The 16,016-nt window shown below is 38.1% G+C and carries 12 protein-coding genes; 5 read left to right on the top strand and 7 right to left on the bottom strand.

What is annotated here, in order from left to right; genetic code table 11:
* Positions 1–4: 4 nt before the first annotated feature.
* Positions 5–871: an MBL fold metallo-hydrolase gene (locus ASG21_RS01535; protein ID WP_056074878.1), complete on the bottom strand. Its 867-nt coding sequence runs from the start codon at positions 869–871 to the stop codon at positions 5–7.
* Positions 872–955: 84 nt separating this feature from the next.
* Positions 956–1,978 (bottom strand): Holliday junction branch migration DNA helicase RuvB, encoded by a 1,023-nt coding sequence (gene ruvB / locus ASG21_RS01530; protein WP_056074876.1) that lies wholly within the window; start codon positions 1,976–1,978, stop codon positions 956–958.
* Positions 1,979–2,178: 200 nt separating this feature from the next.
* Between ruvB and hutI the strand changes: the two genes are divergently transcribed.
* From hutI to ASG21_RS01505, 5 genes are all read left to right on the top strand, one after another.
* On the top strand, positions 2,179–3,405 hold the full coding sequence (hutI, locus tag ASG21_RS01525) for an imidazolonepropionase (RefSeq protein WP_056074874.1): 1,227 nt from the start codon (positions 2,179–2,181) through the stop codon (positions 3,403–3,405).
* A 1-nt stretch (position 3,406) separates the two neighbouring features.
* The gene (locus ASG21_RS01520; RefSeq protein ID WP_056074872.1) at positions 3,407–4,513 is read left to right on the top strand and encodes a DUF695 domain-containing protein; all 1,107 of its coding nucleotides are present in this window, start codon (positions 3,407–3,409) and stop codon (positions 4,511–4,513) included.
* A 208-nt stretch (positions 4,514–4,721) separates the two neighbouring features.
* Positions 4,722–5,117 (top strand): hypothetical protein, encoded by a 396-nt coding sequence (locus tag ASG21_RS01515; protein ID WP_056074871.1) that lies wholly within the window; start codon positions 4,722–4,724, stop codon positions 5,115–5,117.
* A gap of 17 nt (positions 5,118–5,134) precedes the next feature.
* The coding region (gene hutG, locus ASG21_RS01510) for a formimidoylglutamase (RefSeq protein ID WP_056074869.1) at positions 5,135–6,049 on the top strand (915 nt) is incomplete at its 5' end.
* 244 nt (positions 6,050–6,293) lie between these two features.
* Positions 6,294–7,586, top strand: a complete 1,293-nt coding sequence (locus ASG21_RS01505; protein WP_056074866.1) for an aldehyde dehydrogenase family protein — start codon at positions 6,294–6,296, stop codon at positions 7,584–7,586.
* Between the two features lie 229 nt (positions 7,587–7,815).
* Here ASG21_RS01505 and ASG21_RS01500 read toward each other — a convergent pair whose 3' ends face one another.
* From ASG21_RS01500 to ASG21_RS01480, 5 genes are all read right to left on the bottom strand, one after another.
* The gene (locus tag ASG21_RS01500) at positions 7,816–10,917 is read right to left on the bottom strand and encodes a CusA/CzcA family heavy metal efflux RND transporter (protein ID WP_056074864.1); all 3,102 of its coding nucleotides are present in this window, start codon (positions 10,915–10,917) and stop codon (positions 7,816–7,818) included.
* A gap of 192 nt (positions 10,918–11,109) precedes the next feature.
* Positions 11,110–12,192 carry an efflux RND transporter periplasmic adaptor subunit gene (locus tag ASG21_RS01495; RefSeq protein ID WP_056074862.1) on the bottom strand — a complete coding sequence of 361 codons (1,083 nt, stop codon included), beginning with the start codon at positions 12,190–12,192 and terminating at the stop codon, positions 11,110–11,112.
* Between the two features lies 1 nt (position 12,193).
* Complete coding sequence (locus ASG21_RS01490) at positions 12,194–13,435, bottom strand: TolC family protein (protein ID WP_082482328.1); 1,242 nt, start codon at positions 13,433–13,435, stop codon at positions 12,194–12,196.
* Between the two features lie 339 nt (positions 13,436–13,774).
* On the bottom strand, positions 13,775–15,139 hold the full coding sequence (locus ASG21_RS01485; RefSeq protein WP_056074861.1) for an ATP-binding protein: 1,365 nt from the start codon (positions 15,137–15,139) through the stop codon (positions 13,775–13,777).
* Positions 15,140–15,820: a response regulator transcription factor gene (locus ASG21_RS01480; RefSeq protein WP_056074859.1), complete on the bottom strand. Its 681-nt coding sequence runs from the start codon at positions 15,818–15,820 to the stop codon at positions 15,140–15,142.
* Between the last annotated feature and the right edge of the window lie 196 nt (positions 15,821–16,016).

The raw sequence follows: 16,016 nt of genomic DNA, 5'->3' as shown, positions 1-16,016 counted from the left end.
AAAATTAATATCCGAAAACATCATTAAAAGTGAACGTTTCATCCAGACGGACACCCTTTTCAGTCATTTTTAAACTTGCCAGTTCATGGTGCGCATCATGTTCAAAGAACAGTAAGTAATCATTGTCCACACACTGTTTTAAAAACTTTGCTTTCTCTTCAACAGTTAATAAAGGTCTTGTGTCATACCCCATCACATACACCTGTGGAATATGTCCTGTAGTTGGAATTAAATCAGCTGCAAAAACAATTGTTTTTTCCTGATACTGAATCACCGGAAGCATTTGCTTTTCCGTATGACCGTCTACAAAAATAACATCCATCTTTAGATCCGGAGCAAAGCCATAATTTCCGGTTGTCGGGAGCGGTAAAAAGTTCAGCTGTCCGCTTTTCTGTATTGGAAGAATATTTTCTTTTAAAAAACTTGCTTTTTCCCTCGGGTTGGGTTCAGTTGCCCATTGCCAATGGTTTTCATTGGTCCAGAACTGGGCGTTTTTAAATGCCGGTCTGTAACCTGATTTGTCATCATTCCATTCAATCGCGCCACCGCAGTGATCAAAATGAAGGTGGGTAAGAAAAACATCTGTAATATCTTCTTTTACAAAACCGTATTTTTTTAAATTTTTATCTAAAGTATCATCACCCCAAAGCGAGTAGTGTCCGAAAAATTTATCATCCTGCTTATTTCCGAGACCGCAATCAATTAAAATTAATTTTTTGCCGTCTTCCACAAGCAGAGATCTTGTTCCGAGCTCAATTAGATTTCTTTCGTCTGCCGGATTTGTTTTTTCCCACAGACTCTTCGGGACGACCCCAAACATCGCTCCGCCGTCGAGCTTAAATTTTCCGCATTGGATTGGATATAGTTTCATATTTGTTTATTATTTTATGTTATTTATTTTAAGTTATGGTGCAATTTCGGTAAACTGTAAAAGATGAAGAATCATTTTTTTTCTTCAAAAAAGTTCCCCTGGATTTCTCGGCACAGCGATATTCAAATGTCGATACGCTTTATCCGTAACCTCTCTGCCTCTCGGTGTTCTGATGATAAAACCTTCCTGAATCAAAAAAGGTTCATAAACTTCCTCCAAAGTTTCAGGGTTTTCGGCGATGGAAGTTGCCAAAGCAGAAATTCCTACAGGTTTTCCTCTGAAGTTTTCAATCATCACGCGCATGATTTTATTGTCCATTTCATCCAAACCAAATTCGTCAACGTTCAGAGAATTCAGAGCATATTTTGTAATTTCAATTTCAATCTCACCGTCACCCTTTATCTCAGCAAAATCACGCACTCTCCGTAACAGAGCATTGGCGATCCTTGGTGTTCCACGGCTTCTTCTCGCAATCTCAATCGCAGCATCTTCATAAATTTTCACACCCAAAACCCTTGCGCTTCTGATAATAATCATCGACAGGAGTTCAATCGTGTAATATTCCAGCCTGCTTTGAATTCCAAATCTTGCCAACATGGGCTTTGTCAGCATTCCGCTTCTCGTCGTAGCTCCAACTAAAGTGAAAGGATTTAAACCAATCTGAACACTTCTCGCGTTCGGGCCGGTTTCCAGCATGATGTCGATTTTATAATCTTCCATTGCAGAATACAGATATTCTTCAACAACGGGAGAAAGCCTGTGAATTTCATCGATGAAAAGCACGTCGTTTTCTTCAAGATTCGTCAATAAACCAGCTAAACTTCCGGGCTTATCCAAAACAGGCCCTGATGTGATTTTGCAGCCAACTCCCAGTTCATTGGCAATAATATTGGCTAAAGTAGTTTTTCCCAGGCCGGGCGGACCGTGCAGCAGTACATGATCGAGCGCACCGCCACGTCTTTTGGCAGCGCTGACGAAAACTTCAAGATTCTCCAGTGTTTTTCGCTGTCCGGCGAAATCCTTAAAGCTCTGCGGACGGATTTGCTCTTCCTGCATCAGCTCTTCATTGGAGTAATTGTCTTTATCTGGATGTAAAAAATCGGGCATTAATTCAGTTTCATTTATCGTAAAGATAATAAATTTAGGTTTAGGCAAAGGTTGAGACTGAGATAAATTTACGACAATGTGAAAGATTGGAAGACGTGCCGTATCTCGTTCACTGAATTGATATATTTTAAGTATTTTTGAAATAGAAAATTGCAGCGTTGTACTTTTTAGGCTCAACCTCAACCTTAACCTAATTTTTAATGAAACTAATTGGTCCTTTCAGGCAGGTTGTCACACTTGCCAATCTTCCGTTAAGAGGAAAACTTTCAGACACACAACTCGAAATTATTGTTGATGGCGGAATTTTAATTCAGAATGGTAAAATCCTGCAAATCGGAAATTTCGAAACGCTAAAAACTGAAAATCAAAATATAGAAATTGAAAACATTGAGGGAGATCAAATTGTTCTTCCAGCCTTCGTGGATTCTCATACGCACATCTGCTTTGGCGGAAACCGTGCGAATGATTTTGCAATGCGTAATGCAGGAAAGACATATCTGGAAATCGCTGAAAGTGGAGGTGGAATCTGGAGTTCCGTTCAGCATACAAGAAAAGCATCAGAAGACGAATTGCTCAAAACGCTTTTAGAAAGAATTGATTTTTTAATTTCTTTGGGAATTACAACAATTGAAGTAAAAAGTGGCTACGGTTTAGACGTAGAAAACGAACTGAAAATGCTTCGGATCATTAAAAAAACTCAGGAACAGACAAAGGCAACTTTAGTTCCGACCTGTCTTTCGGCACATTTAAAACCAAGAGATTTTGAGGGAACAAACGAAGAATATTTAAATTATATTTTAACAGAAATTTTACCAAAAGTGAAAGAGGAGAATCTGGCAAAACGTGTTGATATTTTTATCGAAAAATCAGCATTTCAGCCGGAAGAGAGTAAAGATTTTTTACTTAAAACTAAAGATTTAGGTTTTGAAATTACAGTTCATGCCGACCAGTTTACGCCGGGAAGTTCGAGAATCGCTGTGGAAGTCGGAGCAAAATCTGCCGACCATCTGGAAGCAACCATCGATGAGGATATTGAGTTTTTAGCAAATTCAGATACAGTTGCGACAGCATTGCCAGGTGCGAGTTTAGGGTTAGGTGAAAAATTTACTCCGGCAAGAAAACTGTTGGATGCAGGAGCCATCGTTGCCATTGCAAGCGACTGGAATCCGGGGTCAGCGCCGATGGGAAATCTGATTACACAGGCTTCCATCTTAGCCACATTTGAAAAACTGACCACCGCAGAAGTTTTGTCAGGAATGACTTTCCGTTCAGCTTTTGCATTAGGTTTGGAAGACAGAGGAATATTAAAGGAAGGTTTAAAAGCAGATTTTGTTACTTTCAAAACAGATAATTTCCAGAATGTACTTTACAGTCAGGGAAGTCTGAAGGCGGAAAATGTTTTTATTGATGGAGAAAAAATAAAATAATATGGGAATTTTCAATAAAGTTTTCGGAAAGAAAGAAGAAAAAAAGGAAGTGGAAATCAAAACCTATAAAGATTTCTGGGATTGGTTTTTAACGAAAGAAAAAGAGTTTTATGAAGTCATTAAAAATCATAAAAACATTGAGACTGATTTTTTTGATATCATTTCACCCAAGCTGAAGCAACTTAATGAAGGCTACTATTTCCTGTGCGGGATGAGCGACGATGCTGTAGCCGAACTCATCATTACAGCGGACGGAGATGTTAAAAATATCGTTTTTGCTGAAGAAATCATTGCCGAGGCTCCAAAATCTGAGCGCTGGAAATTCACAGCCTTGAAACCTGAAATGAATCTCGACCACGGAATAAAAATGGATGGCAAAGACTTTTCGCTGGATAATATTTTCTTCTATTCCAACGAAATCGAAGGTTATCCGGATGAAATTGATGTGACTTTTGTCTACGAAGGTCTTACTGAAGAAAATAAAAACGACTGCGTAACCGGAGTCTGCATTTTTCTGGATAATTTTCTGGGCGAACTTAATTTTGCAACGCAGATCGATACATTTAATGTTGTCGGTACAGATGAGGCAGAAGCTGAGCTTGTTCCTGTTTCCAAATTAAGAGATTTTTTATCGTGGAGGGAAAGAGAATTTATTGAGAAATATAAGGATCTGAAAGATATGGGTGACGAAGACGCTTACTCGATTTTAGAAGCTGTCCTGAATAACGGATTACCTCTGATTGCGACAGTGAATACAACTGCGCTGAACTACGAAGCCAAAGCGTCCTATCCATGGATTTCTGCGTTGAAAATTGAATACAACGGAAACGAAAACAACGGCCTTCCTGAGAGCGGTGATTATGCAAAATTAGACAGTATCGAAGAAAACGCTTATCAAAATCTGAAAACAGAAGGCGGAAGTGTTTACATCGGGAGGGAAAGTGCCAATAATGTAAGAGAGATTTATTTTGCAAGCAAAGATTTCAGAAAGCCTTCAAAGGTTTTGCAGAGCATTATCAAAAATCATCCTGAATATAAAATGTCACTTGAAATTTATAAGGATAAATACTGGCAGAGTTTTGAACGTTATAACGTAAATCAAAATTAAATTGAANATGATTTGGCAGGGAAGAAATGATGGTGATGAATTATTGCATCACAGAATATTTCAAAGAGTACAAGAAGAAAAAAATTACGATTCTGTTTCAACTAACTACTTCGTTTTTCATGGTTTTACTACTCATAACGTTTATAGAAGAAATAGAGGTTAATTAAGATGAGAAATATTTTATGTTGATAAAAAAAATAGATTAAAAATGAAAAAGATAAGTGAAATAAAATCAAAGTATTTGTCTTTAGGTATTGAGGAAAAACATGTTCTTTATGCATTTGAAGCCGTAAAAGCTGGAAAAAAAAGGGATGTTATTATAAATAACTTAACCTCTGATGTGAGAAATGTTGATTCTGATTTAGCTAACAACATGATAGATGAGATGTTTTCTGCAAATGGAGGTGAGTTCAAGTACGAAAATAGAAACGGATATCTTTATTCCGTTTTTTACGGTGTTGCATTTAGTGCATTACTTTTAGTTACTTTGGGTATGGGACGAAATAGTAGTCTTCAATTGAAATTTGGTTTGGCATCCACTTTATTTCTAGGACTATTTTTGAAAACAATAATTCCTGCTTTGAGAGGGAAGTTTAGAGAATAGATTTAAAACAGTTATCNATGATTTGGCAGGGAAGAAATGATGGTGATGAATTATTGCATCACAGAATATTTCAAAGAGTAAAAGAAGAAAAAAACTATGATTCTATTTCAACTAACGATTTCGTTTTACTCGGGTTCGCCGTAGATGAGGGCGTTCGCAGAAATAAAGGAAGACAGGGCGCTAAAGATGCACCGGATGTAATTAGGAAAAATATGTCTAATTTTCCGGTAATCCATCCGGATTTTTCACTGCTTGATTTTGGGAATGTCACCTGTGAAGATGGCGATCTGGAGAATACACAGAATCAGCTGGCGAAAAATGTTTCTAAAGTTTTACTGAAAGGTGGAAAGTCTATCGTTGTTGGTGGTGGTCATGAAGTCACATTCGCTCATTACCGTGGTGTAAAAACAGCTTTTCAGGAACAGAAAATAGGAATTATTAATTTCGATGCCCATTTCGACAACAGGCAACCTGAAAATGGAGTAGGAGCCAGCTCCGGAACAGGTTTTTGGCAGATTGCTCAGGAAGGTGAAATCAATTCTCTGCATATCGGAATTCAGAAAAATTCAAATACTTTGAAACTGTTTGATACGGCACATCAGTTTGGAATGAAATATATTCTGGCAGACGAATTATTTTTTGAAAATCTACCGTCGGTATACGAAAGAGTCAGCGAACTTACTGATGCTGTAGACGTTTTGTATGTAACAATCTGTATGGATGTTTTCAATGCTTCAATTGCGCCGGGAGTTTCTGCTGCTGCGTACAATGGGATTTTTGCAGACGCAGCTTTTATGAAAATCTACAGACATATTCTCAAAAATAAAAAGCTGCTTGCACTGGATATTGCAGAAGTAAATCCGCACTTTGATATTCAGGAGCGTACAGCGAGACTGGCGGCGAGTCTGGCGAATGAGTGGTTTATGATTTAAGGATCGATGATCTTTCAGATTTGGCAAATAATTCAGTTTTTTACATTAATAAATCTGCCTGAACTTTTTGATCTGCGGGAGATATATTTTAATTAAACTTAAATTTTTCTTCTTTATAATAAATCAATTTCATAGAATTTATCATTAATTTAAAACGGTATAAGGAACAACATTTGTTGCCTTAAAAATGCTTTATCCAAAAGCAGAAGATTCTGAACCGAATCTTTAAAAATGGAAATCTAACATGGAAAATTTAATAGAAAACAAGCTTTTAAAAGCTGACCAGGCTTTTCAGGAATGGAAAAATGTACCGTTTGAAGAAAAGCAGAAACTTATTGCAAAAGCTGCAGATATTTTTAAAACCAAAGCAGAAATATTTGGTGAAATCATTACCGGTGAAATGAATAAGCCCATTTCGCAATCCATCGCAGAAGTTGAGAAATGTGCTCTGATGATGAATTATTATGCAGAAGCAGAAAATATATTAAGTCCGGAAAAAATTGATTCCGAATACAGTATTTCAGAAATAAAGTATGTTCCCAAAGGTGTAATTCTCGGTGTGATGCCATGGAATTTCCCTTTCTGGCAGGTTTTGAGATTTGCAACACCGGCAATTTTAGCTGGAAATACAGTGGTTTTAAAACACGCATCCATCTGTTTCGGTAGTGGAAATGCCATTGAAGAAGTTTTTGCAGAAGCCGGTTTTCCCGAAGGTGTTTTCCAGAATCTTGAAATTGGGCATAGAGAAGTTCAGGAGGTCTTGGAACATAAAACTATTCAGGGCGTGAGTCTTACCGGAAGCGAAAAAGCAGGAGCGGAAGTGGCTGCCATTGCCGGAAAAAATATCAAAAAATCTTTACTGGAATTAGGTGGAAGCGATGCTTTCATCGTCTTGGATGATGCTGATCTCGATGAAGCTGCAAAAGTTGGTGCTTTGGCAAGACTTCAGAATTGCGGACAAACCTGCGTTGCTGCTAAAAGATTTATTATTCAGAGAGATATTGAATTCGATTTTCTACCAAAATTTATTGAGGAATACAAAAAATATGTTCCCGCAGATCCAAAAGTAAAGGAAACAAAATTAGGTGGAATGGCAAGACCGGATTTAGCGGATGACTTGGAAAAACAATATCAGAAAGCTCTGAATCATGGTGCAGAAGCGATTATTCCATTAGAAAGAATTTCTGAAAATGAATTTAATCCAGGACTGATAAGAGTGGAAGAAGGAAATCCAATTTTGCAGGAAGAATTATTCGGTCCTTTGGGAATGATCATGATTGCAGAAAATGATAATGAAGCCTTAGAGATGGCCAATAATATTCCGTTTGGTTTGTCTAATTCAGTCTGGACAAATGACAAAAACAGACAGCAGTTTTTCATTGACGGCCTGGAATCCGGAACTGTAAATATTAACAGAATGACGAGTTCAGATCCGCGTTTTCCATTCGGAGGAACCAAAACTTCCGGTTATGGGACTGAGCTTTCTTTACATGCTTTGAAAGAATTTGTAAATATCAAAACCATCATTGGAAAGTAGATCTCACAATTTAAAATTCAAACCGTTAATATTTGTAAGCTGACATTATTGGTTAAGAATCAATGAAAATTGTTTAAGCGCTCCGCTTAATGATTTACCTTGGTAACTTGCTAGATCTGCATCAAAAATTTCTTAACAACTTACTGCTCTTAACGGTTCAAAAATTTAGTCATAAAAATCAAAATCTCCCGAAATATTCCGGGAGATTTTTTTTAGGTTAAAAAATAATTTATACAATTTCCTGTGATTTTTTACTTCGGTTAAAAATCCAGAATATAATTGGAAAAATTAATAAGGTGAGAACGGTCGCGGTAATCAGACCTCCGATGATGACGATGGCTAAAGGCTTTTGAGATTCAGAACCAATTCCGGTTGATAAAGCTGCCGGTAAAAGTCCGATGGATGCCATCAGAGCAGTCATAATTACAGGTCTTGTACGGGATTTTACTCCGCTCAGAACGGCATCATCAAGCAACAGTCCGTCTTTTATGTTCTGATGGAATTCGGTAATCAGAATGACTCCGTTCTGAATACATATTCCGAGCAAGGCGATCATTCCGACGCCGGCAGAAATTCCGAAATTCATTCCGGTAAGATGCAGTGCGATAATTCCTCCGATTAAAGCAAAAGGTACATTCGCCAAAACCAAAAATGAATCTTTCATATTTCCAAAAAGAATAAACAGCAGGAAAAATATTCCTAAAATACTGATGGGAACTACCTGCGTTAATCTTGCCGTTGCTCTCTGCTGGTTTTCAAACTGGCCTGTCCAGCCTACTTTGTATCCTTCGGGAAGATTTATTTTTGAAACTTCTTTCTGGGCATCAGCAATAGTTCCACCCAAATCACGGTCACGGATCGAAAATTTAATTCCGATATACCTTTTGATATCATCCCTGTAGATAAATGCGGCACCGTTGTTTCTTTCGATAGTCGCCACTTCCTTCAGAGGAATCATCGTTCCGTCCTGTGTAGGAATCATCAGGGACGCCATATCGTTTTCATCTTTCCTGTACTCGTGGGAATACCGCAGACGAATCGGGAATTTTCTTTCGCCATCATACATTTCTGAAGCTGTTTTTCCTCCGAAAGCCATTTCCAGAACGGTCTGTGCATCTTCGGGCATTACGCCATAAGCCGCCATTTTATTCCTGTCCCAAACCACATTGACTTCCGGCTGACCGATATTTTTAATAATTCCGGCATCACGCACACCGTCGACATCTTTGATTGATTTTAAAACTTTATCGGCAAGTTCATCCAGAGTTTCAAGATTATCACCGTAAATCTTGATTCCGTTTTCGGCTTTAAATCCTGCAACAGCTTCCGCCACGTTGTCGGAGATCGGCTGAGAATAATTGAATGTGATTCCCTGATAATTGCTCAGTTTTTTGTCGATGTCTTCAATCAGCTGGTCGTAGGTAATTTTGCGTTTCCACTCATCTTTTGGTTTCAGGTTGACGGCAAACTGTACAAATCCAAATCCATTCGGATCGGTACCGTCATTACTTCGGCCGGTTTGTGCCAAAACATCCGTCACTTCCGGAACACTGATAATGTCTTTCTTTAAAATATCTGCGGTTTTTAAAGATTCATTTAAAGAAGAACTCATCGGCATTTCGGCGGTGATCCAAAGAGAACCTTCATTGAGTTGCGGTAAGAATTCCGTTCCTAAAAATTTTCCTGAAAATAAAGTAACGGCAACAATCGAAATGGAAACAATTAAACTTATTCTCTTATTTTTAAATGTAAATCTGAAACCTCTTAAAACAATCCTGTCCCAGAAATTTACAAACGGATTGTTCTTCTCCCTTACATTTTTATTTAAAAGCAAATGCGTCAAAACCGGAACCAAAGTAAGGGTGAAAATCAAAGCGCCCATCAGTGCAAAACCAAGAGTAAATGCCAAAGGTGAAAACATTTTACCTTCCACTTTCTGGAATGCGAAAATTGGGATCAGTGAAGTGATGATGATTAATTTTGAGAAGAAAATTGCTTTTCCCAAACCTGTTCCTGTCTGTTTGATCCAGCCTGCCTTCGCCATTTTGTTGAATTTCTCAGGGCCATATTTTTTGGCTTTATGATCCAGCATTACAAAAATTCCTTCTACCATTACGACCGCACCGTCGATGATAATCCCGAAATCCACGGCTCCGAGTGACAGTAAATTGGCACTCATCCCGCAAAGTTTTAAACATAGAAAAGCAAAAAGCAGAGAGAGCGGAATAATGATGGAAACGGTAAGTGTCGTCCGCCAGTCTGCCATGAAAATTAATACAATTACTGTCACAAGGATAATTCCTTCCAGCAAATTGTGCATCACGGTTTCTGTAGTGAAATCCATCAGGTGATCACGGTCGTAGAAAGTGACCATTTTCACGTCTTTAGGAAGAATCTTCTCATTCAGTTCGGCAATTTTAGCTTTTACGCCAATCAAAACTTCACGGGGATTTTCGCCTTTTCGCATTACCACAATTCCTTCTACGGTATCATCCTGATTATTTAATCCGGCCTGTCCTACCCGCGGTCTCGAACTTTCTCTCACTTCAGCAACATTTTTTACCAAAATGGGGTTTCCGTTGTCATTGTGGATGGTAATATTGGCGATATCATCTGTAGACTGCACCAAACCGATTCCACGAACTACGTAGGCCTGACCGTTTTTTTCGATAACATCTCCGCCGACATTCAGATTACTTTTGGTAACCGCTTCATAAACCTGCAATGGCGTCAGATTGTATTTGTCCAACGCTCTCGGGTCGATACTTAACTCAAAAACTTTGTCCTGACCGCCAAAAACATTGATGTCTGCCACTCCCGGAACGCCACGAAGTGCTCTGTCGATCACCCAGTTCTGTAACGTCAGAAGTTCACGGGAATCTTTCTTTTTACTTTCTAATGTATATCTGAAAATCTCTCCGGTCGGGCCATAAGGTGGCTGAACTTCGGGATCAATTCCTTCGGGAAGACTGATATTCCGCAGCTGATTGTTGACCATATTTCGGGCAAACATATCGTCTACACCGTCATCAAAAAGAATCTTCACAATGGAAAGCCCAAACATTGTGGTACTCCTCACGCTTGTTTTTTTCTGAACCGGACTCATCGCCAGCTCAATCGGTGTCGTTACAAAACGTTCCACTTCCTCAGCACTACGGCCGTCCCACTGTGTGATAATCACAATTTGGGTATTGGTAACATCAGGAAACGCCTCAATTGGCATATTTTTGAAACTGATAAATCCCGCCACTGCCAAAACGGCGACCCAGATAAAGGTAAATGCCTTGTTTTTCAGTGAGAATGAGATAATATTTTTTATGAATTTATTCATGATAGAAATTAAAGGTTAAGCTTTAGATATTGAATGAATAACTAAATGTTGAGTGAAATCTGAATGATTAAAAAACCATCGAGAACAAGTGTATTTAAATTAAATAAGCAGCATCGAAGCTATGAGAATGGTTAAGTAAAGGTATATACCTATAAAACTTAATTACTGTAAAATGTCTCAATGGCCTTGAAATCAATTGTTCAGAGATCTGTAGATGAGCAGCTGATTATTGGTAATCACGTTTTCACCTTCCTTCACACCTTCAGAAATATAGGTTACATCTCTGTTCTGTTTTAAAATCTGAATTTCTTTAATTTTAATATCATTTCTTGATTTAAAAACCACAACATAGCTTCTGTTATCATCAAATATAACCGCTTTCGAAGGGATGGAAAGAGCTGTTTTGTTGTCAGATTTTGAAACTTTTACCGTCGCCTTACTGTCGGGAATCAGCAATCCGTTGGCATTGTCTAAAACAACTCTCGCCTGCATGGCATTGGTTTCGGGGTCTATGATTTTAAATATTTTATCAATCTTACCGTTGAAAATCTTGTCAGGATAAGATAGTGTGGAAACCTGGGCAGGCATTCCCAGAGTAATTTTATCAATATCAGATTCGTTGATATTCATAATTGCCCAGACGTTGGTGGTATTGGCAACATCAAAAATATTTTCGCTTCTGTCACTTCGCAACTGCATATCCTTATTGATGTCTTTATGAACAATATAACCGTTAATCGGCGCTAGAACGCTGTAGATATTTCCGTTTTTCACATTATAAACGGTACTCACCGCACTTGCTCTCTGCAGCTGATCCTGTGCTTTCTGCAGCTGGCTTTTTGCTTCCAGAACTTCTCTTTCAGTATTCAGCTTACCGTCGTACATTTCCTTCGCAACACGGAGATTGTTCTGTGCAACGACCAGATCTGTTTTTGCATCACTCACTTCACGCTGTACTTCAGCCAGTTCGGTACTTCTGATAGTCGCCAGAACCTGACCTTTTCTTACATAATCGCCCAGTTCAACATTTACGCTCATCACATTTCCTCCAACGAGTGGGAAAACGTCGATGTAGGAATTTTTGTCGGCAGAAATTTTACCGTAAAAGCTGTAAAAATCTTCTATGACTGTATTTTCCACTTTGGCTGTGGAGATAGATTCAAGCATGGTATTGCTCAGCTCAAAACCTTTAGGCTCAGGCGTTTTTGGCTGCTCTTTTTTTGAACATGACGATACAAGAAATATTGAAAATATGGGTATAATTAGATTTTTCATTTTAATAGAAGATTTTAGTTTGGACAAGTAAATTGAGGTTTTCGGCAGACTGAATCAGATCGTTTTTCATATCATAAACCTGAAGAACGGTTTGTCTGTAAGTCTCCATAAAATCGGTAAACTCAATAAGGCTGATATTTCCGTTTCTGAAATTTTTGAGAATCCCGTCGTAAACCAGTTCCAGATTGTTTTGGTCTTTGGTTCTGATTTCAGAAAGCTGATCATAATTGTTTTTCCAGATATTGAACGCGGCCTGCACTTTTGTTTCGAGCGAAAACTTCTGGAATTCTGCATTCTTTTCATTTTGCTGAATCGCAAACTTTGCCTTTTCTACATTTCCCTTATTGCTTTTCCAGAGAGGGATCGGGATGCCCACCATCAGATTGATTTCATTTCTGAAAGTTCCGCTGGCCTGATCGTATTGCGCACCCAGATTAAGATCAGGAACATTTAATGACTTCTGCCACTGTGCAAAGAGTTTACTGTTGTCAATCAGTTTTAAATTATATTGATACTCCGCATTATTTTGCAGGGCTTTTTCCTTGAGCGTTTCCTGATCTCCAAACGGCTGTGACGCCAGAATTTCTTTCACTTCAGAATCAGCGATCTGTGGTTCGATAGTGTTATTGATCCCGGTGAGTATCTGCAGGCTTTGCTGTACTTCAAGAATTTCCCGGTTGATGTCGGTTTTGTCTGCATTCAGCTGTACAACGATGCTTTGAAGCCTTACTTCATCTTTCAAAGACACATTTCCTTTTGCCGACTGTACTTTGTACGCCTTTAAAAGTTCATTCATGTAGCCAAGCTGTTTGGTAATGCTTTCCAGCTTCACTTTCTGATAGTACAGATTGAAGTAAGCCATGTGAAGTTCTGTTTTTAAACTGGCTAAAAGCTGTGTAAACTGCAGACGTGCAAGTTCTTTATTGGATTTGGCAAAAGCGATTTCGTTTTTTTTCTTTCCGCCAAGATAAATAAGCTGAGTAATTTCGGCACCTTTGGCTCTTCCGGCATCAAAAGCTCTTTTATCTTCGGGGTTATAGGCATTGATGTAACCGCTTAGCTGAGGGAGTTCCCAGATTTTAGCCTGAATAATATCCGCATCGGCCATGTTGATATTATACTGCTCTGCCAAAAGCTGAAGGTTGTTGTTGTGAAAGGCTTCCTCACAATCCTGAAGCGACATTTGCTGCTGTGCGGCCACGAAAGACGAGACAACAATCAACAGCCCTGCAAATTTGTTCATTATCATTATTTTGATGACAAATGTGCGGCTACCCGATTAAAAGGAACTTAAAGGATGCTTAAAATAAAATTAAATTATAAAAATGACGGGAATTGTTTAAAAAATTTTGAACCATTAAGGTCAGTTAAAGGATTAAGAATTTTAAGGATCAGTTAAAATTGATATAAGCAGATTGCTTATTTACAGTTCTGAGGAAACCAATAATTATTGTTCTTAAAAATTGATCTGCATAAAGTTGTCAATACACCCGCATGACTTGGTCAATACACCCACATGAATTCAGTAATTCATCCGCATGAATTTTCAGGCAGCTGCAAAGGTGCATCAATACGCGGTAAATTATTTCTTAAAAATAACGGTGAATTTATTTAAATTTTCAGCAGGTGACGAGTACAGAATAGCAGCTCCGTGATATTCTAAAATTCTTTTCACGATTCTTAAACCCAATCCTGAACCGGAGATATTCTGAGAATTATTACCTCTTGTGAAAGCGTCGAACAACCTTGGCTGTTCTTTTTCGGGGATCGTGTCTCCACAGGAAATAACGTCAACCGTGATATTGTTCACATCCTCATTAAGCAGAATATCCACTTCTTCATTATCAGAATAGATTGCTGCATTCTTGAGAAGATTTACAAATACTATTACGAGCAAAGACTGCACGCCGCTGATGGTAAGAAGGGCATCTTCTGTAGATTGTTCAGAAATGTTGAAATCCATTTTCAGTTTTGGAAAACTTTTCTGGAGACGGTCGAAAGATTCAAAAATAACTTCATCCACACGCACTTCCTCGTAGATGGTCTGAATGTTTTCTTTGTCAAATTTCGTCAGCAGCAAAAGTGAATTGGTAAGGTCTGAAAGAAGGTACACATCTCTCAACATTTGCTGCAGTCCCAAAAGAGTAGTGGGAGAGTGCTCTTCGAGTTTAATCAGGTTTTCAATCTGAAAGGCAATTCTCGTGATCGGAGTACGGATTTCGTGGGAAGCACTGGCTGTAAAGTCTTTCTGTGACTGAAAAACATCGTTCAGCCTTACGATCATGGTATTAAAAGATTGGGCGAGAATGCTGATTTCATCTTTTGAATTGTTCACCGGAATCTGGGTGGTAAGCTTGTGTGCCGTTATCTCAGAAACTTCCTGATTAAGCTGTTCAAGAGGATGCAGGAATTTCCCCATGAAATAATAACTGAAAAAGCCGATCAGGAGAGTGCTTGCGATGTAGGCGGTAATCAGAAGATATTTCAGGTAGGCAAGTTTAGATTTTCCGTTGGTGTCGTAGGCACTCGTGATGATGTAGTAATTTTCGCCGTTGATGTTTCTTTTGGCGGCATAAATTTCGGGAAAAGTCTTTTCGGTGAAGACAGCTTTTTTTTTGTCGAGGTCGTTCAGAAGTTTTGCATCCCAGGTTACTTTCTGATCTTTTATGGTCGAATAAACGAGTTCTTTATCAGAATTGAAGATAAGAATTTTTTCATTTAAAAGAACGTTATCTGAATTTTCATTAAAGAAAACAGGAGCTTCTTCTTCAAAATCTTTTGATTTTAAAATAAAATGTGAGGTAAATTCAAGTCTCTGAACAAATCTTTCTTTAAATTCTTCTCTTCTGAAGTCATTAAACAGAATATAAATAATTACCATCACGATCCCCAGCAGAATCGAAAATGAAATACATAAAGTAAGCGCAATTTTCCGTTTTAACGACATTTATAAAGGACTTAAATAATACCCGAAACCGGATCTTGTGTGAATGAGTTTTACAGGAAAATCTTTATCTAATTTTTTCCTCAAAAAGTTGATGTAAACCTCGACTGTGTTGGTGTTGGTATTAAAATTATGTTCCCATACGTGCTCTGTAATCTGTTGTTTGGAAACTGTTCTGCCCTGCGCTTCGGCAAGATAAACCAGCAATTGGAATTCTTTTAAAGTAAGAGCAATTTCGTTCCCGGATCTGAAAACCTTCTGTTCGGTTTTGTTGATGATGAGGTCTTCCACTGTAATAACGTCGAGCTCAATGTTATCAGACTGTGTTTTTCTGCGGAGAAGTGAATTGATCCTCAGTAAAAGTTCTTCAAACTGGAAAGGTTTCACGAGATAATCATCGGCAAGTCTTGTAAAAGCATCCTTTTTATCTGAAAGGTCGCCGTAAGCCGAGAGAATAATGATAGGCGTAGTTTTGTCGAAAGTTCTTAAAGTCTGGCAGACGTCAAGGCCGTTCATTTTCGGAACATTGATGTCCAGAAGATAGAGGTCGTAAACATTATTTTTAATTTCTCTCAGAAAAGTCTCTCCATCAAAAACCTTCGCACAGGTAATCTGATTGGATTCTAAAAATTTACACAACTCTGCAGAAAGGATAAGGTCGTCTTCCAGTAAAAGGATATTCATATTGGAACTAATTTTTTACTAAAGTAGAAAAAATAATTTTGATGTGGCTTGAAAATGGGATTTGAGAGAAAGGTTTAATTAAATTTTAATTATGATTAAATTTTTATAAATCTTCAGAAATAATTTAAGTTTTTTTTCTATTACAGATTTTAATGAAAGTCCATTTTTATCTTAAAGCTGATTTCACAGTAGTTTT

Source organism: Chryseobacterium sp. Leaf394 (genome assembly GCF_001424105.1).
In the GTDB taxonomy this organism is placed as follows: Bacteria; Bacteroidota; Bacteroidia; order Flavobacteriales; family Weeksellaceae; genus Chryseobacterium.
This window is presented reverse-complemented; position numbering and strand designations above follow the sequence as displayed.

What these genes read in the sequence shown, in the direction of transcription:
- ASG21_RS01535 (WP_056074878.1), bottom strand. Translation starts at nt 871, where the DNA reads ATGAAACTATATCCAATCCAATGCGGAAAATTTAAGCTCGACGGCGGA.
- ruvB (WP_056074876.1), bottom strand. Translation starts at nt 1,978, where the DNA reads ATGCCCGATTTTTTACATCCAGATAAAGACAATTACTCCAATGAAGAG.
- hutI (WP_056074874.1), top strand. Translation starts at nt 2,179, where the DNA reads ATGAAACTAATTGGTCCTTTCAGGCAGGTTGTCACACTTGCCAATCTT.
- ASG21_RS01520 (WP_056074872.1), top strand. Translation starts at nt 3,407, where the DNA reads ATGGGAATTTTCAATAAAGTTTTCGGAAAGAAAGAAGAAAAAAAGGAA.
- ASG21_RS01515 (WP_056074871.1), top strand. Translation starts at nt 4,722, where the DNA reads ATGAAAAAGATAAGTGAAATAAAATCAAAGTATTTGTCTTTAGGTATT.
- ASG21_RS01505 (WP_056074866.1), top strand. Translation starts at nt 6,294, where the DNA reads ATGGAAAATTTAATAGAAAACAAGCTTTTAAAAGCTGACCAGGCTTTT.
- ASG21_RS01500 (WP_056074864.1), bottom strand. Translation starts at nt 10,917, where the DNA reads ATGAATAAATTCATAAAAAATATTATCTCATTCTCACTGAAAAACAAG.
- ASG21_RS01495 (WP_056074862.1), bottom strand. Translation starts at nt 12,192, where the DNA reads ATGAAAAATCTAATTATACCCATATTTTCAATATTTCTTGTATCGTCA.
- ASG21_RS01490 (WP_082482328.1), bottom strand. Translation starts at nt 13,435, where the DNA reads ATGAACAAATTTGCAGGGCTGTTGATTGTTGTCTCGTCTTTCGTGGCC.
- ASG21_RS01485 (WP_056074861.1), bottom strand. Translation starts at nt 15,139, where the DNA reads ATGTCGTTAAAACGGAAAATTGCGCTTACTTTATGTATTTCATTTTCG.
- ASG21_RS01480 (WP_056074859.1), bottom strand. Translation starts at nt 15,820, where the DNA reads ATGAATATCCTTTTACTGGAAGACGACCTTATCCTTTCTGCAGAGTTG.